This window comes from Salisaeta longa DSM 21114 (assembly GCF_000419585.1).
In the GTDB taxonomy this organism is placed as follows: Bacteria; Bacteroidota; Rhodothermia; order Rhodothermales; family Salinibacteraceae; genus Salisaeta; species Salisaeta longa.
Genome location: NZ_ATTH01000001.1, coordinates 436,385 through 460,248 on the forward strand (window position 1 = coordinate 436,385; position 23,864 = coordinate 460,248).

A 23,864-nucleotide genomic window follows, 5' to 3' on the forward strand; every position below is an offset into this window, starting at 1 on the left:
AACGGGAGGAAGGGTTACGCGTCCACGGTGCCCACAATGGCCCGAACCAGGCGCCGCAAGTCGGCACGCACCTGTTGGCCGACCTGTAGCACGTCGTCGTGGTCGAGCGGCTCGGCACCAATGCCGGCGGCGGGGTTGGTGATGGTTGAGACGCCCAGCACGCGCATGCCCAGGCGTTGCGCCTGAATCACCTCGGGCACGGTGCTCATGCCCACCGCGTCGGCCCCCAGCCGTGCAAACGCACGGATCTCAGCGGGCGTCTCGTAGCTCGGACCGGTCGTCCAGATGTAAGTGCCGCGCTTTGTGTCCAGTCCAATCGCGCGCGCCTTCGCCTCGGCGCGGCGGGTCCACGCGGCGTCGTAGTAGGGGCGATGCAGGGCGCCCTCATGCCGCGGCGTGCGCGGCCCCGGCACGCGGCCCGCGAGCGGGTTCGCAAAAGCAAAGTTGATGTGGTCGGTGATGAACATCAGCGTCCCCGGATCGAACTGCCGGTTGATGCCGCCGGCCGAGTTGGTCACCAGCAGCCGCTCGGCCCCCAGCGCGTGCACCAGCCGCACCGGAAAGGTGAGGCGCGTCACCGGATAGCCCTCGTAGAAATGCACCCGCCCCTGAATGAACACCACCGGCACGCCATCCAGCTGCCCCAGCACCAACTGTCCGTGATGTCCGGCAACCGTCGACTCGGGATAGTGCGGAATCGCTGACGCTGGAATGCGCACGGCATCGTCGGCGGCATCGGCCAGGTCGCCCAGCCCAGAGCCCAAGACGAGCGCAAGGGTGGGCGTTTGGTCGGTGCGGGCGCGTACGGCATCAACGGCGTCGGTAAGGGCGGTAGCTTCCATGAACGGAGACGTTGCGTGCGAAACGAGCGAACGATGTGTTCACACCCGTTGCGGCATCGCGTGATCCAGACACCACCCGTACCGATACGGCGCACCGTGCCGACACGGTACGCTGTGTCGGTACAGGACTTGCTTCACAGCGCTCTACGCTTCCTCCGCTTCGGCTTCCGCTTCCTCTTCCGTATCTTCTTCGGGCTCGGCGCCTGCAACGCCAAGCTCCCGGCGAATCGCCGTGCGGATGGCCTCGCGTTCCTCGTCGTGTTCGGCCAGCCACTCCTTCGTGGCTTCGCGGCCCTGCGCGATGGTGTCGTCATCGTACGAGTACCACGAGCCGCGCTTCTCGATGATGTCGAACTCGGTGCCCAGGTCGATGATTTCGCCGAGCGAAGAAATGCCCTCGCCGTAAATGATGTCGAACTCCGCCTCTTTAAACGGCGGCGCAACCTTGTTCTTTTTCACCTTTACGCGGGTGCGGTTGCCCACCACGTCCGAGCCGTCCTTCACCGCGCCGATGCGGCGAATGTCCATGCGCACCGATGAGTAGAATCGCAGCGCGCGTCCGCCCGAGGTCGTTTCGGGGTTTCCAAACATCACGCCGATCTTCATGCGGATCTGGTTGATGAAGATGAGCGCGGTTTTGGTGCGGTTGATGGTGCCGGCCAGCTTGCGCAGCGCCTGGCTCATCAGGCGGGCCTGCAGGCCCACGTGGGTGTCGCCCATGTCGCCTTCGAGCTCGGCCTGTGGGACCAGCGCGGCCACCGAGTCGATCACGATGACGTCCAGCGCGCCGCTGCGCACGAGGGTATCGCAAATGTTGAGGGCCTGCTCGCCGGTGTCGGGCTGCGAGATGAGCAGGTCGTCGATGTTCACGCCCAGCGCTTCGGCATAGTTCGGGTCGAAGGCGTGCTCCGCGTCAATGAACGCCACCGAGCCGCCAGCTTTTTGCGCTTCGGCCATCACATGAATGGCCAGGGTCGTTTTGCCCGAAGACTCCGGCCCGTAAATCTCGATGATGCGCCCGCGCGGGATGCCGCCAATGCCAAGCGCAGCGTCCAGCGTAAGCGAGCCCGATGAAATGGATTTGATGTCACGGTCGGGCTGCTCGCCCATCCGCATGATCGCGCCCTTGCCGTGCTCTCGCTGAATCTGCTTCATCGCCAGATTCAACGCTTTGCCTTTTTCCGATCCGTTGTCGTTTGCCATAACATTCGTTTGTTAGATAAAAGCCCGTTGCCGCGGTGTCCTCCGCTGGTAAATAGACACAGCCCGGCGCAAAACATAAAGTGTGCGGGCGCCTGCTTTGCCTTCGCCGTTGCCCGCTATCAACGCTGCACCGGTGGCGTTGGTTCGAGCATGCACATTGTTTGCACAGTAATTATTCGGCGGCAGATGACGACGCTTCGACGGGGGCTTCGGCGGCGGCTGCCGAGGCGGCCGACGGCGGGCTGAAGCAGCCCCGGCAGCGCGGTTCGTAGGCCTCGGTGGCCCCCAAAAGCACGCGCTCGCCGTCGGTAACCAGGCGCTGCGAGTGGTTGGCGGGGGCACCGCATTGCATGCATACGGCGTGGAGCTTGGTGACGTGCTCGGCGACGGCCATGAGCTGGGGGACGGGCTCGAACGGCTGCCCGCGGTAGTCCATATCCAGGCCCGCCACAATCACGCGGGCGCCGTCTTCGGCGAGCGTCTGGCAGACGGCCAGCAGCGCGTCGTCGAAGAACTGCGCTTCGTCGATGCCCACCACGTCGGCGCCGTCTACGCGGTCGGGAATTTCGGCAGCCGATGCGACGGATACGGCGGCGATTGCGTTTTCGTCGTGCGAGACGGCCGCCTCGTCGCTGTAGCGGGTGTCCATTGCCGGTTTGAAGGCGCAAATTTGCTGACGGGCGAAGCGCGCGCGGCGCAGGCGGCGGATGAGCTCCTCGGTTTTTCCACTAAACATCGAGCCACAGATGACTTCAATCCATCCAGCGGCGCGGGTGCGGTCCACGATATGCGGTTCCATGCGCAAAAAGACTCATGCAGAAGATCACGGCATCATTAACTAAACGCGTGGCGCGGTCGATTGCCAATGGATTTTAGCGAAGATGCAGCGCCGGTGGCTCGCTCGCGGGCGCCGGCCGCGACCATCCATACGCCCGAAAAAGCTACACGCCCCAAGAAAAAGCGGGCGCCGCTCGAAGGCCGCGCCCGCTTCAACCGTTGTGCGATAAAATCCAGCCGGGCGTCTATTGCCCCGACAGGACCGCCGGAATGGCGCCACTCAGGTCCGGAATGCTGCTCTGGTTGGGGTACTGCGCATTGATCGTTTGGATCAACCGCTGCGCGATGAGCTGGTGCGTGGCACCGCTCGGGTGAATGCCGTCGAGGCTAAAGTACGGCCCAAACAGGTTGGCGGGATCCGTGATGTTCGGAAACTTCGGAATCACGTCATCGGTCGGGTCTGTCGGCGTGTTGGTGCCCACAGCGTACAGCGCGCGCAGGTCGGGGTTGGGGCTGAGGTACGCCCATCCGTTCGCCTGCGCTTGCTGCTGAATGAAGCCGTTGAACTGCGCCACGCGGGTACGAAGCGTTTGAATCTCAAGCCCGGTGAGGAGCGAATACGCTGCAAGCGGACCGTCGGCAAAGAGCTGCGGATAGCGCTGGGCGAGCGGCGCATCGTTGGCGCAGTCGAGCGTTACCGATGCCCCCTGAGCCGCCGCCAAAAACAGCCCCTGAAAGCCGTAGCGGAAGGGCACGAGTATCTGGTCGCCCACGCCGCCGGCCGCCTGCGGGGCGCAGCTGTTGGCCACATCGAAGCTGCCCCACGTGGGATAGGTCGCCGCGCCAAACTGATTGATTTGCTGCTCGGCGCCAAAGTACGACACGCCGGGCGACAGGTACGGGATGATGGTTGGGTCGGCCACGCCAAACAGCACCGCCCCGCGCAAACGCTCGGCCTGCTTGAGCGTGTTGATCGCTGCCGTGTAGCGGTCCTGGAACGCATCGAACGACGTCACCACAGGAGCCGCGTCGGTTCCTACGATGGCTCCGTTCAGCACATCATTGTTTCCAATCCATACCGTTGCAAACGTCGGCTCCACATCCAGCGCGGCCTCGGCCTGCGTGCGTCCGCCCAAGACGAACTGCGTGAGCGCGTTGGTTGCTGCGCCCTCATTAGGGCTGTTGGTGGTGAGGCTTGCAACATTGGCGCCCGGCACGGCCACGTTGTTCAGCGTCGTGGGGATCGGGGGGCGGCGCAAGGCGCACTGCACCGTTGGGTCGCCGCCCACTACGGCGCCGGTGAGCGCATTGGTGAGCGGGGGCGGGCAGCCGGGGAGCGCGAGCTCCGGCAGGTTAAATTCTGTGCCCATCTGTTGGGCGACGAGCACCGGGTAGGCCTCCCGCTGCGTGTTGATGTTGATTCCGTTGGACTGAAAGCCCGCGGTGATGGAGTTGCCCAGCGAGACGTAGCGACTGAAGAGGTCGCCGCCGCGCGGATCGGGCGGTAGGAGTTCGCCTCCGTCGCAGCCGCTGAGGGCAACGGTGCCGGCCAGGAGGAGCGCCAAGGCGCCAAGCGAAAGACGTCGAAAGATGGTCATGGGTCGTGCAGCTATAAACAAAGGAGCAGGAGGGTGCAGGGGGCAGCGCGCGGTTAGAAGTGCAGGGTGAACGTCGTGCCAATCAGGTGCGCGCTGAAGTTGTACAGCCCGCTATTGAGCGAGGCGAGGTCTTCAACGGATTCACCCGGCAGCGGGCCGCGGATGCGTCCGCGACGATCCTGCTGGCCCAGGTACTGGTACGACACGCTGACGTCCAGCAGGTCGAGGGGCCGCCAGCCCAAGCCGGCCGTGAGGTGGTGCCGATCGGCCTCGGGCAGCAGCGGCGTCACCTGGCCATCGGGCGCTGCTGCTTCGTTGTAGAGGTAGCCGCCACGGACGGTAAATTGCTCGTTTACGTCGTAGCTCGCGCCAAACCGGAAGGCATTGGTATTGCTGTAGTTCTCATTGCGCACCTCGGTGCCCAGCTTCTCAAAGCGCAGGATCAGCTGGTCGAAGCTCGACCATTCCGTCCAGTGGTAGTCGGCCATTACGGTGAGCTTTTCCGTTACGTCGACGCTGAGGCCGGCCACGACTTGCGCGGGCATCGTGATGGCGGTTTGCACGTTCTGCTTGGTAAGGTCTCCGCTGCCAGAAAACTGACCGGCTACCACGGCGTCCACCGGCGTACCGGCTTGTAACGGTGTACCGGGCACATCGGCCGGAATCACCAATCCTGTTTGAACCTGCGAGAAGTTGGCCGTACCGTCGTAGTCAAGCTCAATTTGCGAGAGGTACCGCGCGCCAATCGTCACCCGGTCGGTAATGTCGTACGTGAGGCCCACGTGGGCACCGTAGCCGGTGGCGCCGGTGGCCTCCAGCTGGGCATCGGCAAAGGCGGTGTGGAACGGGATGCCGAGTTGCCCGAAGGTAACGCCGGGTGCCACGTCCTGCTGGGCAAGATCGAGCCGCTGCTTCAGCTCCACGCTCCCAATCGCTACAATGGGGCCCGCGCCAATCCGGAGCCCGTCAATAAGCTCGTAGGCCGCGGTGGGCTGGATGTAAATGCTCTGAACCGCCGCGTTGTAGCTCTCAAACGCGCCCGGAAAGGTCTGCGGGTCCCACTCGGTTTCCAGGCCGTACGGCACGTACACGCCCAGGCCCACGCCCAATTTCTCATTGATGCCGTAGGTGAGATACAGGTGCGGCGCCGGAATCGGCTGATTCTGCAGCTCGTACGTGTTCTGGGTGTAGTCGCTTGTAAAGTCGCCCTGCGCGGCAATGAGCGTAGCGCCCAGGCTCACGGTCAGGCCCTCCGTACCGGCCAGCCCGGCGGGGTTGTAGAAGATGGCGCTGCCGTCGTTGCAGGTGTTGGCGACACCGGCGCCGGCGCGGGCCATCGTGCAGGTGCCTTGTTCATAGACGGAAAAACCCTGCGCGTGTGCGGCCTGCCAGAGACCACCAGATGCCAGCGTGCTAAGGAGAAAGCCCGCAACAACCAGGCGGGCCACGGCCGAAAGCCGCGAGCGAGTTCGATTGGACATGCGTACCTTGGGGACCAGTGAACGGAAAGCAGTGAAAGGCGCAGCCGCTGCGCCCATGCAGTCCACAGGTTATTAACGGTGTTAACAAATTGCAAATGAAAACGAAGCGCTTCCAATCAGCGCGCTCCAGCGTGTGGCGCTTCTGTTTTGCAAAAAAGAAGGCCCCGAAATAGGGGCCTCCGTTTGGGAGGGATGGCCCTCCGATGCCCGCGTACTGCAGCACGCCTACTGCTGAAACGCGTCGTCTACCGGCGTTTGGGCAATGTGGTTGACGTAGTTGCTGATCGTCTTGATGCCCAGCAGCGTCACGATCTCATAGATCTCCGCCTTGGAAATGTCCTGGGCCGACAGTTCGTCGAGATCGTTCGACGAGAGCCATCCGCGCTTGCCCATAATCCGCCGAGTGGCTTGCACGAGGCGGCGCAGGCGCTCATCTTCGGGCAGCCCGCCTTCGTTAATGGTTGCGATGGTCGCAGCGTCAAGTCCGGCGGCTTTGCCGGCCGCGGCATGCGCTTTCGTGCAGTAGTGGCAGTCGTTGTAGCTGGAAATTGCAAGGATGACGGCCTGTTGCTCGGGGCCCGCGAGCACGCCGTCGTCGATGGCGCCGTTGGCCTGCAAGTAGGTGGCGCCAACGGCCGGGTTGTGCTCCGTCATCTCGGTGATGAGGTTGGGCACGAAGCCCATGGCGTCTTTCGCGGCGCTGCGAACCTCTTGGGCGGCGTTGGATACGGTGGTTGACATAAACGTTGGGGATTGCTAAAAAGTATCGCGCTTGATTACGCCCTGTTTGTAGGCCCACCCCACCGTGCGTTACAACACGCAATGTAACGGTTTTGTCAGCAAAGCCATCAGGCGCGCCTGGAGCCGGGCGGGCCGTGAGATCAAAAGAACGCAAAGGGCTCGCATCCAACGCCCGCGAGACGTACGTTGCAAAAAAAGCAAAGCCCTCCTTCCGATCTGCCTGATTGCCCCATGACGCCCGATTTGCTGATTCAGAATGGCCGCGTGCTCGATCCGGTAGCGGGCACGGTGCGCACGGCCGACATCCTCATTCGTGATGGAAACATTGCGTCTGTGGGTACAGACGTAGCGGCGTCCGATGTGCCGACGTATGACGCCACCGGCCGGCTGGTATCGCCCGGCTGGCTCGACATGCACGTGCACCTGCGCGAGCCGGGGTTCGAGCACAAAGAGACCATCGCCACCGGCGCGCGCGCTGCGGTGAAGGGCGGCTTTACGGCTGTGGCCTGCATGCCCAACACCGAGCCCGCGATTCATACGCGCGATGTGGTCGAGTTCGTGCGCCAGCGCGCCGCCGAAACGCCCATCACGGTGCACCCTATCGGCACCGTATCGAAGGAACGCGCCGGAAGGTCGCTTGCCGAAATGGGCGATTTGGCCGCGGGCGGTGCGGTGGCCTTTAGCGACGACGGCGCGCCCGTCTACGACGCGGGCCTCATGCGCCGCGCGCTCGAATACAGCGCCACGCTCAAGCGCCCCATCATCAACCACATGGAAAACCGGGCGCTCAACCCCGACGGCCACATGCACGAGGGCTCCGTGTCGGCGCGGCTGGGCATTGGCGGCATTCCGGGCCTTTCGGAGGATGTGATGGTGGCGCGCGACATCGAGCTGGCGGCTTACACGGGCGGGCACCTGCACGTGGCCCACATCTCTACGGCGCGTTCGGTAGAACTCGTGCGGCGCGCCAAAGCCGAGGGCGTGCCGGTCACCGCCGAAGTGTGCACCCACCACCTGGCGCTCACCGACGAGGCGGTAGCATCGAGCGACTTCTCCACCCACACCAAGATGCACCCGCCGCTGCGTCCGGCCCGCGACGTGGATGCGCTAAAAGCGGGCCTCGCGGATGGCACCATCGATGCGCTGTGCACCGATCATGCCCCCCACGCGCCCCACGAAAAGGAGGTCGAGTTTACGGCCGCTCCGTTTGGCATCATCGGGCTGGAGACGGCCTGGGGCCTCATCGGCCGCGAGCTCATCGCACCGGGTCACCTGTCGGTTGAGGAAGCGGTGGGGAAGCTCACCGTGGCGCCGCGCCGCATTCTGAACCTGCCCGCCCCCACGCTGGACGAAGGCGCACCGGCCAATCTCACCATTTTCGACACCGATACGTCGTGGACGTTCTCAGGCGATGACATCCGCTCCAAGAGCCGCAACACGCCGTTCGTGGGCGCCGCGATGCAGGGCAAAGCGTGGGCGGTGTATACCAAGGGCACGCTCAACATCTGCGACGAAGCGTAGCCAATTGTTTGGGCCTCGCAACCTTTGCCGTGGGCCGCGCCGATGAGCTCTTGACGCAGCCGCCCCAGATTGCATCGGTCGACCTTCTGGCGGTGAAGTAATCCATCCGGCACCGCAAGAAAGCACCAGGCGGCGTTGTCTGCAACGGGCAACGCCGCTTTTCATGTTGCAACAACCATTTAGCGGCGTTACTGTAGCAGACGTAGGATGTCGGCGAAGACGCCGGCAGCAGTCACGCGGGGCCCGGCGCCGGGGCCCTGCACGATCAGCGGATTGGTTGCGTAGCGATCCGTTTGGAAGCGCACGATGTTGTCGGTGTGGTTGATGCGAGCAAACGGATGCTCGGCGTCGTAGCGGCGCAGGCGCACGGAGGCGTTGCCCTCCGCATCCACGCGGCCCACGAAGCGGAGCACCTTGCCCTCGGCCTGTGCGGTGCGAAGGATGTCCGTCATCTCGTCGTCGTACGCAGGCAGTGCGTCCATAAAGTCCTCCACCGGACCGTCGGTGAGGGCGTCGGGCACGAGGCCGTCGACCGAGACGTCGCCTACTTCCAGCGGTATGCCCATCTCGCGGGCCAAAATCACCACCTTGCGGGCGACATCCATTCCGGAAAGATCGTCGCGCGGATCGGGCTCGGTGAAGCCTTCGTCTTTTGCTTGCTGCAAGATGGCAGAGAACGGACGTTCGCCATCGAACGCGTTGAAGAGGTACGACAGCGTGCCCGAGAGAATCCCCTCGATGTGGTGCACGCGATCGCCGGTTTCGATGAGGTTGTGCAGGGTTTGCAAGATGGGCAGCCCGGCGCCCACGGTGGTTTCGTAGAGATAACGTGCGCGGTGCTCGCGGGCCCGGTGCAGGCGCAGATAGTCCGTCCACGGCGCGGTGCTTGCGCGTTTGTTGGGCGTTACCACGTGGATGCCGCGTTGCAACCAGCCGGCGTACCGATCGGCCACAGCGCCGCTTGCGGTGCAGTCGACGAGGACGGTGTGCGGGTACGCCTCGCTATGGACGTGATCCACGAACGCATCGAGGTCGGTGGCGGGCGCCGCGTTCAGGTCGTGGTGCCAGGTGGAGAGGTCGAGGTGTGTGGCGCCACACAGCATCTGCCGCGACGTGCAAAGCCCCCGCACGCGCAGGTCGATGGTGTGATCGCGCAAGAGCCGCTCGCGCTCGGCGTGTATCTGCTCCACGAGGGCCGCGCCCACGTTGCCCGCGCCAATGATTCCAATAGACACGGTGCGGGGCGACAGGTAGAAGCCCGCATGCGCCGCCCGCAACGCCCGCTGGGCCGCGTCGCGGTCGACCACCGCGCTGATGTTACGCTCGGAGGCGCCCTGTGCGATGGCCCGCACGTTTACGCCGGCGTGGGCGAGGGCGCTAAAGAACGTAGCCGCAACGCCGGGCGTGCCCGACATCTGCTGCCCGACGACGGCAAGGATGCTGCAGTCTGGCGCCACGCGCACCGGCTGCACATGCCCCCGGTCGATGGCCGCGTAAAACGCATCGTTGGCCACCTCCGCAGCGGTGTCGGCTTCGGCGGTGGGCACCGCAAAGCAAATGGAGTGCTCGCTGGAGCCCTGCGAGATCAGAATGACGGAGATGCCAGCCGCCTCCAGCGCGTCGAACAAGCGCCGCGCGGTGCCAGGCACGCCCATCATGCCGGTGCCCTCAAGGGTAAGCAGCGCGACGTCATCAATCGTGGAAAAGCCCTTTACAAGGCGGTCTTCCGTTCCGGTGGCGTCGATGCGGGTGCCGGGCGCCTCGGGGTTGAAGGTGTTGCGGATGATGAGCGGCAGGTTGTGGGCCATCACCGGCGCCAGCGTGCGCGGGTGGATCACGTGGGCGCCAAAGTAGGCCAGTTCCAGCGCCTCGTCGTAGGAGAGCGCATCGAGCGGCTGTGCATCGGGCACGTACCGCGGGTTGGCGCTCATCACGCCGTCCACGTCCGTCCATATTGTCACGCTGTGGGCATCGAACAGCACGCCAAAGAGCGCTGCCGATACGTCGCTGCCGTTGCGCCCCAGGGTGGTGGGCACGCCGGCGGGCGTCGAAGCGATGAAGCCGGTGACGACGGCGTGGTCGATGGATGGGTGCTCAGCGCGCCACGCGTTGAAGCGGCGGCGGGTGGCGTCCCAGTCAACCGAGGGGCCGGTGCGTTCATGCGAGACGATCAGGACATCGCGGGCGTCGAGCAGGCCCACGGTTTTGCCTTGCGCGCGCAGTACGCCGGTGAGCAGCCGGGCGCTCCACTGCTCGCCAAAGCCGCCAATGAGCGCGTGGGCCGCGGGGGGAACGGCCCGCAGGTGCTGCATGGTGCGGAGGACGTCGGCGATGGCGTCGCGGTCGGTGGCCAGCTGCGCATGTACGGCCGCTGGATCGTCCAGGAGGGCGGTGGCGGCAGCCCGCTGGTCGGCGATGAGGGCGTCGAGGGGTTCGAGGGGCGGCGCATCGGCCGTGGGGGCTGCCTGGGCGAGGTCGAGCAGCCGGTCGGTAACGCCGCCCATGGCCGAAACGACCGTGGCTATCGGGCGGCCGGCCTCGTGAACCAGGCGGGCGGCGCGGAGGAGACGATCGGGCGTTGCGAGGCTTGTGCCGCCAAACTTGTAAACAGCCCAGGCAGCGCTAGAGGGTGCAGTCATGGAAAGCGGGGACTGAAAGGTTAGGCCGCGATGCGCGCGAGGGCATCGGTGACGAGACGGGTGAGCTGGGGCTTGGCCGCGTCGGCCGCTGCAAGCACATCGTCAATGTGCACCGGCTCCAGGGCATCGGGGAAGCACTCGTCCGTAATGACGGAAAGCGCGGCTACACGAATGCCCATGTGGCGCGCCACAAGCACCTCGGGCACCGTGCTCATGCCCACCGCATCGGCACCCATCTGCCGCATGAAGCGGTACTCGGCCTTCGTTTCCAGCGACGGGCCGAGGGCGGCCATGTACACGCCCTGTTGCAGCTTGATGCCGTGTTCAAGGGCGACATCCTGCAGGCAGCGCCGCAGCGCAGGATCGTACGGCTCGCTCATGTCCGGAAAGCGCGGCCCCCATCCGTCATGGTTTGGCCCGGTAAGCGGGTTCAGACCCAAGAAGTTGATGTGGTCGGTGATGAGCATGATGTCGGACGCCGAAAAGTGCGGATTGAGGCCGCCAGCGGCGTTCGAGATCAGCAGTGTGTCGATGCCCAGCGTACCGAGCACACGTACCGGAAAGCCCAACTGCCAGGGCCCATAATCCTCGTACGCGTGCATGCGCCCCTGCATGGCCACCACCGGCGTCTCGTCAAGCGTACCGATCAGCAGGCGGCCGGCGTGCGCATCCACCGTAGACACCGGGAAGTGCGGAATTTCGTCGTACGGCAGCGTATGAGTGACGGCCATTCGGTCGGCGAGGCCGCCCAGGCCTGTGCCCAGGATGAGCGCCGTGGAGGGGACCGCATCGGCGCGGGCGGAGATGAACTGAGCCGCCTCGTCCACCTGATGCCGGTAGGTGGTGAGGTCGTCAGCGGTGCGCAAAGAAGCAGTGCTCATGAAACGCGTGTCGTATGCAAAGATGGAGACGTGGTGGTGAAGGGGCCGGTCTTAGTCCATATCCTCCAGGATATTCCAGATCTTCTCGATCTCTTCGGTCGAGGCTTCGTCTTCATCCGACGACCGGCTGCGTTGCTTCTGTGCACTTTTCTCGTCCTCCGACACATCGCGGTTCTGAACATCCTCTTTAATCGCCTCGAACTGTGAGGCCGTCGGCGGATTGGTCTGCGTGGTGTCCATGGCCTGGGTGTCCAGCTCTTGCGTGTCCCGGGAAGCCGGCTCGTCGTCCTCAGTGGGCGCTTGCAGCGTTTGGGTGTCCATCGAAGACGTGTCGAGGGCCTGCGTGTCAGGACCTTCGGATGCGTCCTCGGCTTGCTCAAGCGAAGGGAAGAGGGCCTCCATTGCTGCGCCGAGCTCTTGGTCCTCCGCCGCGGCGGCCGCCATGGTATCCGAGCCAGCGTCGGTGTCTTCAACGGAAAGCTCCTCGGTGGTCGAATCGACGGTTTCAGGTGCTTTCGCTCCGGCATCCTCGTCTGCTTCCGCTTCGTCCAACGACGGACCCATCGCCATCGCTTCGTCGTCGGGGAACAGGTCCTCCATTACGGCGCCCAGTTCGTCGTCTTCGGCAGCGGCATCGCGGAGGGTTTCGGGGCCGCTTGCGCCGGTGTCAGACGCTTCGGCCGGTTGCTCTTCGGCTTCATCTGCGGTCTCCCCGCCAAAAACAGCGCCAAAGTCGATGTCTTCGTCAGCCGCCTCGCTGCCCGCGTCAGCTGCGGGCGCGTTCGCGTCCTCGGGCGCATCGGCCTCATCGGCCGTCTCGGCAGAGGCCCCGGAAAGGTCGTTCAGGATGTCATCAAAGGCGTCGAAGGTTTCCGTGCTAGGCTCCGAAGACGTTGGCGTCTCCTCGCCTGGTTCGCCGATGCTGCTCAGGTCATCAAAGATACCGTCGATGTCATCCGAGGTGTCGGCGGCCTCGCGGGCCGCGTCGGCCTGCGTAGACGGCTCTTCCGGCGGGGCATCCTCCTGTGCCGGGGGCGCCGCATCCGTCGCTGCTGCGTCGTCGGCAGTCTCGGGTGCGGCATCGGCGGCCTCCTCCGGGGAGACCGCGTGCAGCGTGGTGGTGTCGGGGGCCGTGTCTTCGTCCGTGGCGTCCTCAGGCGCGGCGGAGACGACGTGCCCGCCCTCGGCATAGCCGGACAGGATATCCATTTCGGCTGCAAGAAACGATCGCAGGCGCGCGACAATTTCCTGCCGCCGCCCCTGCAGGTGCTGCACCTCTTCGCGCAGTTGGCTGGCCGTCGCCGCGACGTCGTCTTCGGCGGTGCGGCGGATCGCTTCGGCCTCGGATTTGGCCTCTTGCACAATCGATTGGGCCTTCGCTTCGGCGTCTTGGATGCGCCGGTCGGCCTTGTTCTGGGCCTCGTCGACGATATTTTCTGCTTTCTGGTTGGCGTTTTCGAGCTGCTGCTCGGCGCTGCTCCGCGTGGTTTCCAGGACCTCCTGGAGCGTCTCTTCGACTTTCTGATAATCGGCCGTTCGCTGCTCCAGCTCATCGATGCGGTCGTTCAGCCGCCGGCGTTCTTCGGTGAGCTCCTCGACCTGCGAGGCGACCATATCCAAGAAGGTGTCGACCTCCTCGGGCGCATAGCCGCGCAGGTTCTTTTCGAACTCTTGCTTCCGAATGTCGAGGGGCGTCAAATTCATAATGTGCGGGGGTCGGTAATCGTCGGGGCGGCGCAAAGCGCAGACAAGATGGGGCGCAGCGAATATATAGCATAGGCACTAGCAGCCTTGCAGGCAACCCGCTGGATAACGTAACACGAACCGTACGTTTGGGAGTTTCCACCGCGGGGCGTTTCCGTCGTCGGCGCGTCGTGCATGCTAGTCGTAGGAGCGCGGGCCAAACACGGCTGTGCCCAGGCGCACCATGGTGCTGCCTTCCTCGATGGCCACTTCAAAATCGTTCGACATGCCAGTGGAGAGGGTCTCCATCGTGACGCGTGGGTTGTTGCGGGCGTCGTAGGTGGCAAACAGCTCGTGCATCTGCTTAAACTGGTCGCGTACGTCTTCGGGGTCTTCGGTGAACGAGGCCATGGCCATCAGGCCGCGCACGGCGAGGTGTTCGTGGTCGGCCAGGGCATCGAGGAACGCGTGGGTGTCTTGCGGCGGGAGGCCGTATTTCTGATCGGCGCCGCTGATGTTTACCTGCACGAGGCAGGGCAGCACCCGGTCGTTTTTGGCGGCGCGCTTGTTGAGCTCCTCCGCGAGGCGCGGGCTGTCGAGCGCGTCAAACGCATCGGCATGCCGGGCCACAAACTTGGCCTTGTTGGTTTGCAGGTGTCCAATCATGCGCCAGATGACGTCGCCGCCCGCGTGCTGTCCGGGGCGCGCCTTGGCTTTGTCGCGGAGCTGCCGGGCACGGTTCTCGCCAAAGTGCATCAAGCCGGCGGCCTGTCCGGCGTCGATGGCCTGCATCGGGAAGGTTTTGGAGACCGCTACGAGCGTGATGTCATCGGGCGAGCGATCAGCGCGGTCGCAGGCGGCTTCGATACGGGCGCGTACCTTCGCGACGCGGGCCGCAACCGCGTCGTGCGCAAGCTGAGTATCGGAGGTTGAAGGCATAAGCTACAGAAAATAGGTGCAGGGGGCAGTCCGTTTGTTCAACGGATGAACACGCCCACGTTTCTTGGGACGGGCCCGATTTGCAGGCAGGCGTCGATTTAGTCGCGGATGCCTTGTATGTTGTGCACGCGTCATACTTTTTCACAACGACCTGCATGCCATGGCTATCGATCGCCGGGCTTTTCTTGAAAGCTGTTCAGCCCTGGGCCTCACCGGACTGTTCCCCGGGGCGCTTTATGCGCGCGCCGCGGCCCACACGCCGCCCACCATCACCGCGGCGGACATTGCCCATGCGGCCAACCTCGCCGGCCTTTCGTTTTCGGAAAAAGAGCGCAAGGCCCTGGTGGAGAGCCTGCGGAATAAGCTTGCGCAGTACCAGGCGCTGCGTAAGGAGCCGCTGCCCAACCACCGCCGCCCGTCTACGGTGTTCGATCCGCGCCTGGGCGGGGCCGCCCTCCCGTCCGGCGACGCGTCGTTTACCTGGCAGCCCCCGGCGGATGTTGCGCGGCCGGCGCGGGAGGAGGACCTCGCGTATGCCAGCATCGCTACGCTCTCGGCCCTGTTACGCGCGCGCAAGATCACGGCACAGGAGCTCACCGTGCTGTTTCTGGATCGCCTCAAGCGCCTCGATCCCAAGCTGAAGGCCGTCATCACGTACACCGAGCGCCGCGCGCAGCGTGCAGCCCGACGCGCGGATGCAGAGCTCGACGCGGGTACCTGGCGCGGCCCGCTGCACGGCATCCCCTACGGCGCCAAAGATCTGCTTGCCGTGGAGGGCTACCGCACCACGTGGGGCGCAACGCCTTACAAAGATCAAACGCTCGACACCACGGCCGCGGTCGTGCAGCAGCTAGACGACGCGGGAGCCATTCTCATTGCGAAGCTCTCGCTGGGCGCGCTGGCCTGGGGCGATGTCTGGTTTGGCGGAAAGACGCGCAATCCGTGGAACGTGTCGCAGGGCAGCAGCGGCTCCTCGGCGGGCCCAGGATCGGCGGTGGCCGCCGGGTGTGTTCCGTTTGCTATTGGCTCCGAGACGCTGGGCTCCATCGTGTCGCCGTCGACCCGCAACGGCGTCACGGGCCATCGCCCCACGTTTGGGGCGGTAAGTCGCCACGGTGCCATGGCCCTCTCGTGGACGATGGACAAGCTGGGGCCCATGACGCGCTCTGCCCTCGATGCGGCCCTCGTGTTCGAGGCGATCCGGGGCAAGGATCCGCGCGACCCCACCACCGTGGCGATGCCGTTTGCGTTCGATCCGTCCTCCGACCTGTCGGCGCTTCGGGTGGGTTACCTGGAGGAGGCGTTTGCGGGAGACTACGACAACGCGGCGGCTGATGAGGAGGCGCTCGATGTGCTGCGTGCGGCGGGCGTAACACTCGAACCGCTGTCGCTTCCCACCGATCTTCCCATTGGCGCGTTGCTCAACACGCTGGAGGTGGAGGCTGCAGCCGCCTTCGATGAGCTGCTGCGCTCCGGCCGGGTCGACGAGCTGGTCAGTCAGGGGGAAAACACGTGGCCGCGCGTCTTTAAAGGTGCACGGTTTGTGCCGGCGGTGGAGCATGTGCAGATGAGCCGCGTGCGCACCCACCTCATGGAACAGATGCACGCCGCGATGGGCGACCTCGACGGGTTTGTGTCGCCCACGTTTCAGGGCGGCACGCTCAGCATCACCAATCTTACGGGGCACCCGTGCGTGTGCGTGCCGAACGCGTTTCGGGCGGTAGAGGGCGCCGGGCCGCAGAAGCAGCCGGGCAGCCTCTCGTTCATCGGGGCGCTGTACCGCGACGATGTGCCGCTTCGCCTTGCGCACGCCTTCCAACAAGCCACCGACTTTCACCGTCGGCGCCCGCCGCTTAAGTAGGGTGGCCTCTAGGGCCTTATCTTATACGATTCGTCCGTTCCCCTCAGTACCTACTGCCGGTATGGCTGCTCCCTCCTCCTTTTGTTCGGATCGCGCCCGAGCGGCCGCGGTGCCTGTGGCAGGTACCGCCACCGAAGCGCGTCACTGGCTGCTGATTGAAGACCCAACGCCGTGGGGGGCTGCGGCTGTGCAGGATGCCGCGTGGTACCCGCAGGTGGCCGATGCGGTGGCCCGCTGGCAGGCTGCGCTCCCCGACCTCCGCGTACAGCTGATTCGTCGCGCGCTGAAGACGTGGGACGAGCCGGGGCGCATCCGGTGCTATTTTGTGCGTGCCGGTACGGCGCCGGTGGTGCATCAGCGGTCGGTGCCGGCGTATGCGGCGCTTGGTGCGTTGGAGGGCCTCGCGCTGTGGCGGGCGTCGGGTGTGGACGAGGACGCGCCGCCGCTGGTGCTTACGTGCACGAACGGGCGCCGCGATGCGTGCTGCGCGAAGTGGGGGCGTCCGGTGGCCGCGGCGGTGCAGGCGGCCGCGCCGCAGCATGCCTGGCAGACGAGCCACCTGGGCGGGCATCGCTTTGCGCCCACGGTGCTTGCGCTCCCCTACGGCGCCCACTACGGATGGATCGCGCCGGCAGAGGCCCCGGCGCTCGTGGCTGCGCACCGCGAGGGGCGGCTGTTCGACCTGTCGCGCTACCGCGGGTGCGTGGCCGAGGCACGCCCGGTGCAGGCCGCACGCATCGCCTTGCGCCGTCGCACCGCGAGCGTCGACTATGGGGCGATCGAGACGGTACGCGCGGCCGCCGAAGACGATGCGACGTGGCACATCGAACTGCGCCATCGCGGGCGGCGGTACGGGTCCACCGTGCGCGCCACGGCAGGGCCTGCCATGCGGCTCAGCTGCACGTCGGAGGATGCCAAGCCCACGACGCGCTATGCGGTGGCGTGGGACGATGAGGCGGCGTAGGGCTACGGGCGGGTCGTTTGGCGCCACACGTGGCCCAGCTGCTTGCGAAGCTCGAACGGAGCCGGCGGCATCAGCACAAAGTTGACCGCCCGGCGGGCACTCAGGGGCATGGCACGCGTCCACTGCACGGGCCGCGTACGCGCCAGGCGCGGCAGGTCGTCGTACAGCACCTGGGCCCAACGCTTGGCGATGGCTGCCGGAGTGAACGAGCGCGCGCGGCGGCGGGCGTGCCGCACCATGGCACGGTAGCGCACCGGATCCGACCGCAGCGCGTCAATGGCGTGAAGGGCGTCGCGGGGCGTTTCAATCTCGATGTAGTCGAGGGGCGACTGCCGCAGCTCGCGGTAGGCATACTCGGGCCCTAGCAGCGACGGCACGCCCGCATGCCAGGCGTTGATGAGCTTCGATGCGGGCTTCTCGCACCGCAGGCCGCCGTCGCCCAGGTCGGGGCGCACCGCAAGCGAGAGGTCGGCCGTGCGGTAGTCGTGCCAGCGCGGGATGGTGCCCTGCGTCTCGGCAGACGCAATTTCGAACGTCAGCCCGCGGGCCTCCAGGGCCTCGTACCAGGCATCGGAACGAAAGTCTTTCTGCAAGCTGCCAAACCCGCCCTTGAACACGATGTGCTCGATGCGCACGTCGCGGGTCGCGTCGCGCGGGATGAGCCCGGGCTGCGGCCAGTGCGGGACGAAGAACGTCCGGCGGTCGTCCGCAAATCGACCGTTTTGTACGATGTCGGCGTCGCCCAGCGGCGAGCGAAACCCGATGACGTCGGCCCGGATCGTAGCGACCAGGATGTTGCGGTGGCGTGCCGGTTGAAACTGGGCCTGAAAGGCGGCTTGCTGCTCGGGCTCGGGCATGAGCACCACGATGCCTTCAGCAGGAAGCGTGGCCGCGAGGCGGGCGTCGTAGCCGAAGTGCGTGAGCCAGCAGCACGTTTGCAGCAGCCAGGCGCGGCGGCGTTCCTTTCCCTCGTGGCTCCAAAATGCCGGATCGTGCAGGTCGAGCGTCGGCGCCTGTTCGATCTCCTCGGGGTACGGATAGAAAAAGGTGACGGGGACAGCCATGATGCGGCGGGGGCAGGCGGTATGCAGGGTGAACGCCCCAACGTAGCAGGGTGGGGCCCGCGGTGCATTCGCCGTACGCGGATGCTGCCTGCGCTTTTGGCGCACATCGCCCTGTGCGCGCCCATCAGGGCTCGGGGAGCGCCGCGCACAACCACTCGGCCGGGTGCTGGGCGGTGCGCGGCGTGGTGTCTTTTATTTGCGAGCGGCACGAGAAGCCCGTGGCTGCGATGCCCGTTGCCGTATCGGCGCGTTCGACCGCGGGCACGAGCCGGTCGCGGGCCATCGTTTTGGAGATGTCGACATGCTCCGCCTCGTAGCCGAAGGCACCGGCCATGCCGCAGCAGCCGGCGTCCACCGCCTCCACCGACCAGCCCGGAAGGGCCAGGGCGCGCTCGGTGGCGTCCGTGCCGATGAGCGCTTTCTGATGGCAATGCCCATGCAGCATGAGCGCGTCGGTGGCGCCGCGGCGCCACGCGATGTCGTCAAACGCCCCCTCGGTAGCGCGCTGTGCGACGTATTCTTCGAAGGTGAACGCGTGGTTGGCCACCGCCTCGGCCCGCGGCTCGCCCGGCAGCAGGGCCAAAAACTCGTCGCGGAGCGTGAGCAGGCAACTGGGCTCCAGTCCCACAATGGGCACGCCGGCTTGCGCGTAAGGGTAGAGCGCTTCCACGGTCTGCAGGGCGCGCGCCTGGGCGTGGTCCGTAAGGCCCTTCGAGAGGTAGGTGCGCCCGCAGCACGTGTCGGCCTGCGGCACCTCGACGGCATGACCGGTGCGCGCGAGGAACGCGGCGGCGGCTTTTAAGACGGGCGGCGTGTGCAGGTTGTTGAACGAGTCGGCAAAGAGGACCACGCGCGGACCGTCGGCGGTCCACTGCTGGCGGCGCGCCCATTGCCGGAACGTGCGCGGCGCAAACGGCGGCAGCTCGCGGGCCGCGCTGATGCCCAGCAGGCGCTCGCCCACCTGCCGCAGCAGCCCGCGGCGGCTCGACCAGTTGACGAGCGACGCCAGCGGCGTGCCGCTCACCCAGCGGGCCAGGGTGGGTTGATGCGCAAAGAGCTTCGTGCGCAGCGGCATGTCGTGGGTCTCCCAGTAGTGCCCCAGCCACTCGGTCTTCAGCTTCGCCATGTCCACGTTCGAGGGGCACTCCGTCTTGCAGGCCTTGCACTGAATGCACAGGTCCATCACCTCATACATGCGCTCGCTGGTCAGCGCGTCGTCGTCGAGGCGGCCCGCCAAGGCCATGCGCAGCGCATTGGCGCGGCCGCGGGTGGAGTCCTCCTCGTCGCGGGTGGCCATAAAGCTGGGGCACATCGTCCCCTGCCCGTGCTTGCGGCAGGCGCCGTTGCCGTTGCACTTCTCCACCATCGCCGTAAAGCCGCCCGCCTCCGAAAAATCCATGACCGACCCAAACGGCTCGGTCCGATAGTCGGGCCCCATGCGCAGGTTTTGGTCCATGCGGGGGGCATCCACCACGCGCCCCGGGTTGAGGATGTTTTCCGGGTCGAAGATGGCTTTGGTGCGCTGGCAGAGCCCGTACAATGCGTCCCCCAGCACGGCACGGTTCGTCCAGCCGCGCACAATGCCGTCGCCGTGCTCCGAGGAGGTCACGCCGCCGTACTTGGTGACGAGGTCGAGCGACGCCTCGGCGATGGACGCCATCTTGCGGACGTCGTCGGCGTCTTTCGTGTTTATGAACGGACGCACATGCAGGCAGCCGGCCGAGGCGTGTGCGTAGTACACCGCCCGCGTGCCGGTATCGTCGATGAAAGCGGAGAGCTCGTCGATGTAGTCGGCCAGGTGCTCGACGGGCACCGAGGCATCTTCGATGATCGCCCAGGGCTTGTAGTCGCCCTTTACGCCCATCATGAGGCCCAGCCCTTCCTTGCGGATCGACCATGCGTTGGCGATGGCCGCGGGCTCGGTGAGGCGCACCACGTGCGACCGATGCGCGGAGGCGCGCAGGGTCTGCTCCAGGGCATCCAGCCGGTCGTCGAGCTCCGCAGGCGTCGCGCCGTAGTATTCGGTGATCAGCACGCCGCCGGGGTCGCCGTCGACGAACGTGAGGCGCTCGGCAAAGCCCGGCGTTTGGCGGGTGCGCTCGATGGCGACGCCGTCGAAGAGCTCAACGGCGGCCGGATCGGTGTCGAGCACGGTGGTGACGGCCCGCAGTGCGTCGGCGCGCGTGTCGAAGTGCGCCACGCCCAGGGCCGTGTGGGGGGGCTTTTCGACGAGGTTGACGGTGAGGGCGGTGGTAAAGGCGAGCGTGCCTTCGCTCCCGGCCAACAGCCGGGCCAGGTTGGGCGTATCGTCGAGCAGGGCCTCCAGGCGGTAGCCGTTGTTGCGGCGCCAGTGGGCGGGCGTGTCGCGGGCAATGACGTCGCGGTGCTTCGCGCGCAGCGCGTCGAGGTTGCGGTAGATGCGCCCCTCCAGGCCGTCCGCCCGCAGCCCGCGCTGCCACGCGGCGTGGTCGGTGGGGCCAAACGTGGTGGCCGTGCCGTCGGCCAGCAGCACCTCCGCCGAGCGCACGTGGTCGATCATGTTGCCGTAGCGGATGGAGTGCGTGCCGGTGGAGTTGTTGGCGAGCATGCCGCCCAGGGTGGCGCGGCTGCTGCTTGCGGGATCGGGGCCCACCATCAGGCCGTGCGCTGCGGCCGCTTCGTTGAGGGCGTCGAGCGTAAGGCCGGGCTGCACGCGGGCCCAGCCCTCCGCGGCATTAAGCTCCAGGATCTGATTGAGGTGCTTCGTGCAATCGATGACGAGCGCCGCGTTGACGCCTTGTCCCGCCAGCGACGATCCGCCGCCGCGCGGCAGCACCGGCACATCCATGCGATGGGCGACCTCCAGGGCGGCCTGCACGTCACCCGTGTGTTGGGGGACGAGCACCGCAACGGGGGTAACGGCGTACATACTGGCGTCGGTGGCATACAGCGCCCGCGTCATGGGATCGTCGTGCAGGGTGCCGGCCAGCTGGGGGCGCAGCTCGGCACACAGCGCCTGGTGGTGTTCGGTGAGGGGAGTGGTGGGCATGCGTCAACCAGAAACGGCACGAAAAGAATAGATGGACACTTACCATACGAAGGGCCGCGGTGCGGGTTTGCGTGGCGCGCAGCATGTAGCAGGCGCGTCACTCGTAGCGCAACGATTCGATGGGGTCGAGCCGGGCCGCTTTGTACGCCGGGTAGCCGCCAAAGACAACGGCAATGCCCGTAACGCCCAACACCGCCGCCACGGCCCACAGCCAGGGAAAGGCCGCACTGATGTCAAAATAGAGCGCCACGCCATTGCCAAACAGTCCGCCCAGCACAATGCCTGCGAGGCCGCCGATTTGGCACAGCACAATCGCCTCAATGAGAAATTGCTGGAGGATGTGCCGGCGCTTGGCGCCAATGGCCTTGCGCACGCCAATCTCGCGGGTCCGCTCGGTTACCGACACCAGCATGATGTTCATGATGCCAATGCCAGCAGCGAGCAGCGAGATGAGTCCGATGAGCGCACCGCCAATGGTGAGCTGTGTTGTGAACGATGCGAAGGTGCTGCGCACTTCGTCGTTGGTTTGCACCACGAAGTTGTTCGGCTGGCCAGGCTTTACCCCGCGAATGACGCGCAGGTGGCTGATAATCTCGTCGCGTGCGGCCTGCATCCGTTGCATGGAGGCCGCGCGCACCGTGATGCTGTTCATGCTGCGACCATTTCCGCCATATGCAGTGAGGAGGTACGTGATGGGCGCGTACACGCGGGTGTCGTAGTCCATGCCCAAAAAGCCGCCTTTTTCTTCCAGCACGCCCACCACCTCCAGGCGCACGCTGCCCACTTCAATCATCTTGCCCAGCGGCGTTTCGTTGGGAAACAGCGTTTCGGCCACCGGCGCGCCGATGAGGGCCACCGGGCGACCGTAGCGCACATCCTGGGGCGTGAGGGGGCGGCCCGCGGCGATGGCATAGCCGTAGTTGCCTAGAAAGTGTTGGTCGGTGCCTTCCAGCCGGATGTTGGGCTCCGTCTCGCGGCCCTTGAAGCGCACCCGCGCGATAAACTCGAACGCCTCGGTGACGCTCACCTTCAAGTCGCCGCTTGCTCGGTCTTTGAGGCGAACCACCTGCTGGTACGTGAGCGGCGGATGGTATACCTCGTCGCCGCGGCCCCGCTCGTAGCGGTCGATGGAGACGGTCGTTGGGCTAAAGAATTGCAGCGACTCCTTGAAGTACACGTCGATGACCTCCACGGCGGTGACGGAGGCGATCACAGCAAAGACGCCAATGACCATGCCCACGAGCGTGAGGCCCGAGCGCAGCTTGTTGGCTCCCAGCGTGTTGAGGGCCATGCGAAACGTATCCCAGGTGTTCATGATGCGTATGCGGTTGCGGAGGAAGGGCGAGCGGCGACGCGTGGGCTATTCGTAGCGCAGGGCGTCGATGGGATGGGCGCGCGCGGCTTGCCAGGCCGGGGCAATGCCAAACAGGATGCCGACGCCTACGCAGATGCCAAAGGCGAGGGCAACGGTGCTTGCGGGCAACACCGCCGTAAATCCGGTTTGGTTGATGAGCACGGCGAGCCCGGCCGATACCCCAACGCCGATACCTCCGCCAATGAGACACACAATGACGGCTTCAATGAGAAACTGAATCAGGATGGTGTGCTGCTTGGCACCTACGGCCTTTCGGATGCCAATTTCTTTGGTTCGTTCGCGGACCGACACAAACATGATGTTCATAACGCCAATGCCGCCCACCAACAGCGCGAGCGCCGTGAGGAACAGGCCCACGCCGTAAATGGCGATTTTTACCGGCGTAAACGACGCGCGGATTTGCTCTTGATCATTGATCTCGAAGTTGTTCTCAGCGCCAGGTGCAACGTTACGCTCGGCGCGCAGAATGCCCGTGAGTTCTTCTTTGGCCCGGTTGAGCGTGGTGCCTTGCGCCACCTGCACCATAATGTTGATGTCGCGCCATCGGCTGATGCCAAATGTTTTTTCGAAGGTGCTCACGGGCATCATCACGCGCGTGTTGGGGCCCACATCGTTCCCAAACAATCCGCCGCTCTCGCGCGCATGCACGCCTACCACGCGGCACGGAAAGCTGCCCAGACGAATGGTTTTTCCGAGCGGCGTGGCAATGGGAAAGAGCGCGTCGGCCACGTCGGCCCCGATGACGCAGACATTGTTCGCCGACCGCTGATCGGCGGCCGTGAAGAAGCGGCCCATGGACAGCTCGACGTTGCGGATTTGCCCGTAGGCGGCTGTGGAGGCTTCAATCTCGACGTCGAGATCGTTTTCTTTGTAACGTGCGGTACGGCCGGTGCTCACCAGCGGCGCGACGCGCGCGGCATGTGCGGCACGGGTATCGATGGCGTCCACCAGCTGCATCTGTATCGGCGGCCGGTTGATGTAATTCCACCAGTCGAGGCTCGTGTTCATGCCCCAGGGCCACTTGCTTACGTACACCACGTCGGCCCCCAGCATCGACAGCGACTGCTCGAACTGCTGGTTGATGCCGTTGATGATGGTGGCCATGAGCGTCACCGACGTGATGCCGATGATGATGCCCAGCGTGGTGAGCACCGAGCGCATGCGATTGGCCCAAATAGCCTGAACGGCAATGCGCAGGCCCTCGAAGAGATCAAAGAAAAAACGACGCACGGAGCAGCAGCGAGTTGGTGAGCGGGGGTTCGTGCAA

17 protein-coding genes are annotated in these 23,864 nt (G+C 65.5%); 3 read left to right on the forward strand and 14 right to left on the reverse strand.

Going from position 1 to position 23,864, the window contains the following annotated elements; translation table 11 throughout:
• Window positions 1–14 precede the first annotated feature (14 nt).
• The 6 genes from SALLO_RS0101940 to SALLO_RS0101965 all read right to left on the reverse strand — a co-directional run bounded on the left by SALLO_RS0101940 (window position 15) and on the right by SALLO_RS0101965 (window position 6,642).
• Complete coding sequence (locus tag SALLO_RS0101940) at window positions 15–842, reverse strand: purine-nucleoside phosphorylase (protein WP_022834644.1); 828 nt, start codon at window positions 840–842, stop codon at window positions 15–17.
• 144 nt (window positions 843–986) lie between these two features.
• Entirely contained in the window at window positions 987–2,045 is a 1,059-nt protein-coding gene (gene recA / locus SALLO_RS0101945; protein WP_022834645.1) for a recombinase RecA, read from the reverse strand.
• A gap of 172 nt (window positions 2,046–2,217) precedes the next feature.
• Window positions 2,218–2,844, reverse strand: coding sequence for a thymidine kinase (locus SALLO_RS0101950; RefSeq protein ID WP_022834646.1), 627 nt, complete (start codon window positions 2,842–2,844; stop codon window positions 2,218–2,220).
• Between the two features lie 223 nt (window positions 2,845–3,067).
• Window positions 3,068–4,420: an SGNH/GDSL hydrolase family protein gene (locus tag SALLO_RS14560; RefSeq protein ID WP_022834647.1), complete on the reverse strand. Its 1,353-nt coding sequence runs from the start codon at window positions 4,418–4,420 to the stop codon at window positions 3,068–3,070.
• 53 nt (window positions 4,421–4,473) lie between these two features.
• The gene (locus tag SALLO_RS0101960; RefSeq protein WP_051141252.1) at window positions 4,474–5,901 is read right to left on the reverse strand and encodes an OmpP1/FadL family transporter; all 1,428 of its coding nucleotides are present in this window, start codon (window positions 5,899–5,901) and stop codon (window positions 4,474–4,476) included.
• A gap of 225 nt (window positions 5,902–6,126) precedes the next feature.
• The gene (locus SALLO_RS0101965) at window positions 6,127–6,642 is read right to left on the reverse strand and encodes a carboxymuconolactone decarboxylase family protein (protein ID WP_022834649.1); all 516 of its coding nucleotides are present in this window, start codon (window positions 6,640–6,642) and stop codon (window positions 6,127–6,129) included.
• 231 nt (window positions 6,643–6,873) lie between these two features.
• Here SALLO_RS0101965 and SALLO_RS0101970 point away from each other — a divergent pair, with 231 nt between their 5' ends.
• Window positions 6,874–8,163, forward strand: coding sequence for a dihydroorotase (locus tag SALLO_RS0101970; RefSeq protein ID WP_022834650.1), 1,290 nt, complete (start codon window positions 6,874–6,876; stop codon window positions 8,161–8,163).
• A 188-nt stretch (window positions 8,164–8,351) separates the two neighbouring features.
• On the opposite strand, the gene thrA is transcribed toward SALLO_RS0101970, so the two are convergent.
• The 4 genes from thrA to SALLO_RS0101995 all read right to left on the reverse strand — a co-directional run bounded on the left by thrA (window position 8,352) and on the right by SALLO_RS0101995 (window position 14,305).
• Window positions 8,352–10,802 carry a bifunctional aspartate kinase/homoserine dehydrogenase I gene (thrA, locus tag SALLO_RS0101980; protein ID WP_022834652.1) on the reverse strand — a complete coding sequence of 817 codons (2,451 nt, stop codon included), beginning with the start codon at window positions 10,800–10,802 and terminating at the stop codon, window positions 8,352–8,354.
• A 20-nt stretch (window positions 10,803–10,822) separates the two neighbouring features.
• Window positions 10,823–11,683, reverse strand: a complete 861-nt coding sequence (locus SALLO_RS0101985; protein ID WP_040605708.1) for a purine-nucleoside phosphorylase — start codon at window positions 11,681–11,683, stop codon at window positions 10,823–10,825.
• 51 nt (window positions 11,684–11,734) lie between these two features.
• Window positions 11,735–13,387, reverse strand: coding sequence for a DivIVA domain-containing protein (locus SALLO_RS17520; protein ID WP_022834654.1), 1,653 nt, complete (start codon window positions 13,385–13,387; stop codon window positions 11,735–11,737).
• 177 nt (window positions 13,388–13,564) lie between these two features.
• Entirely contained in the window at window positions 13,565–14,305 is a 741-nt protein-coding gene (locus tag SALLO_RS0101995) for a YggS family pyridoxal phosphate-dependent enzyme (protein WP_022834655.1), read from the reverse strand.
• 160 nt (window positions 14,306–14,465) lie between these two features.
• Here SALLO_RS0101995 and SALLO_RS0102000 point away from each other — a divergent pair, with 160 nt between their 5' ends.
• Together SALLO_RS0102000 and SALLO_RS14570 are read left to right on the forward strand one after the other, a co-directional pair.
• Window positions 14,466–16,166, forward strand: a complete 1,701-nt coding sequence (locus SALLO_RS0102000) for an amidase (protein ID WP_022834656.1) — start codon at window positions 14,466–14,468, stop codon at window positions 16,164–16,166.
• A 61-nt stretch (window positions 16,167–16,227) separates the two neighbouring features.
• The gene (locus tag SALLO_RS14570; RefSeq protein ID WP_022834657.1) at window positions 16,228–17,130 is read left to right on the forward strand and encodes a sucrase ferredoxin; all 903 of its coding nucleotides are present in this window, start codon (window positions 16,228–16,230) and stop codon (window positions 17,128–17,130) included.
• 2 nt (window positions 17,131–17,132) lie between these two features.
• On the opposite strand, the gene SALLO_RS17525 is transcribed toward SALLO_RS14570, so the two are convergent.
• The 4 genes from SALLO_RS17525 to SALLO_RS0102025 form a co-directional block, all read right to left on the reverse strand.
• On the reverse strand, window positions 17,133–18,194 hold the full coding sequence (locus SALLO_RS17525) for a glycosyltransferase (RefSeq protein ID WP_022834658.1): 1,062 nt from the start codon (window positions 18,192–18,194) through the stop codon (window positions 17,133–17,135).
• 124 nt (window positions 18,195–18,318) lie between these two features.
• A complete protein-coding gene (locus tag SALLO_RS0102015; RefSeq protein ID WP_028566795.1) occupies window positions 18,319–21,222 on the reverse strand; it encodes an FAD-binding and (Fe-S)-binding domain-containing protein in 2,904 nt (967 codons plus the stop codon).
• Between the two features lie 97 nt (window positions 21,223–21,319).
• Window positions 21,320–22,537, reverse strand: a complete 1,218-nt coding sequence (locus tag SALLO_RS0102020) for an ABC transporter permease (RefSeq protein ID WP_022834659.1) — start codon at window positions 22,535–22,537, stop codon at window positions 21,320–21,322.
• Between the two features lie 45 nt (window positions 22,538–22,582).
• Entirely contained in the window at window positions 22,583–23,827 is a 1,245-nt protein-coding gene (locus SALLO_RS0102025) for an ABC transporter permease (RefSeq protein ID WP_022834660.1), read from the reverse strand.
• Window positions 23,828–23,864 lie beyond the last annotated feature (37 nt).

What these genes read in the sequence shown, in the direction of transcription:
- SALLO_RS0101940 (WP_022834644.1), bottom strand. Translation starts at nt 842, where the DNA reads ATGGAAGCTACCGCCCTTACCGACGCCGTTGATGCCGTACGCGCCCGC.
- SALLO_RS0101985 (WP_040605708.1), bottom strand. Translation starts at nt 11,683, where the DNA reads ATGAGCACTGCTTCTTTGCGCACCGCTGACGACCTCACCACCTACCGG.
- SALLO_RS0102020 (WP_022834659.1), bottom strand. Translation starts at nt 22,537, where the DNA reads ATGAACACCTGGGATACGTTTCGCATGGCCCTCAACACGCTGGGAGCC.
- SALLO_RS17525 (WP_022834658.1), bottom strand. Translation starts at nt 18,194, where the DNA reads ATGGCTGTCCCCGTCACCTTTTTCTATCCGTACCCCGAGGAGATCGAA.
- SALLO_RS17520 (WP_022834654.1), bottom strand. Translation starts at nt 13,387, where the DNA reads ATGAATTTGACGCCCCTCGACATTCGGAAGCAAGAGTTCGAAAAGAAC.
- SALLO_RS0101965 (WP_022834649.1), bottom strand. Translation starts at nt 6,642, where the DNA reads ATGTCAACCACCGTATCCAACGCCGCCCAAGAGGTTCGCAGCGCCGCG.
- SALLO_RS14560 (WP_022834647.1), bottom strand. Translation starts at nt 4,420, where the DNA reads ATGACCATCTTTCGACGTCTTTCGCTTGGCGCCTTGGCGCTCCTCCTG.
- SALLO_RS0101960 (WP_051141252.1), bottom strand. Translation starts at nt 5,901, where the DNA reads ATGTCCAATCGAACTCGCTCGCGGCTTTCGGCCGTGGCCCGCCTGGTT.
- SALLO_RS14570 (WP_022834657.1), top strand. Translation starts at nt 16,228, where the DNA reads ATGGCTGCTCCCTCCTCCTTTTGTTCGGATCGCGCCCGAGCGGCCGCG.
- SALLO_RS0102000 (WP_022834656.1), top strand. Translation starts at nt 14,466, where the DNA reads ATGGCTATCGATCGCCGGGCTTTTCTTGAAAGCTGTTCAGCCCTGGGC.
- SALLO_RS0102015 (WP_028566795.1), bottom strand. Translation starts at nt 21,222, where the DNA reads ATGCCCACCACTCCCCTCACCGAACACCACCAGGCGCTGTGTGCCGAG.
- recA (WP_022834645.1), bottom strand. Translation starts at nt 2,045, where the DNA reads ATGGCAAACGACAACGGATCGGAAAAAGGCAAAGCGTTGAATCTGGCG.
- SALLO_RS0101970 (WP_022834650.1), top strand. Translation starts at nt 6,874, where the DNA reads ATGACGCCCGATTTGCTGATTCAGAATGGCCGCGTGCTCGATCCGGTA.
- SALLO_RS0101995 (WP_022834655.1), bottom strand. Translation starts at nt 14,305, where the DNA reads ATGCCTTCAACCTCCGATACTCAGCTTGCGCACGACGCGGTTGCGGCC.
- SALLO_RS0101950 (WP_022834646.1), bottom strand. Translation starts at nt 2,844, where the DNA reads ATGGAACCGCATATCGTGGACCGCACCCGCGCCGCTGGATGGATTGAA.
- thrA (WP_022834652.1), bottom strand. Translation starts at nt 10,802, where the DNA reads ATGACTGCACCCTCTAGCGCTGCCTGGGCTGTTTACAAGTTTGGCGGC.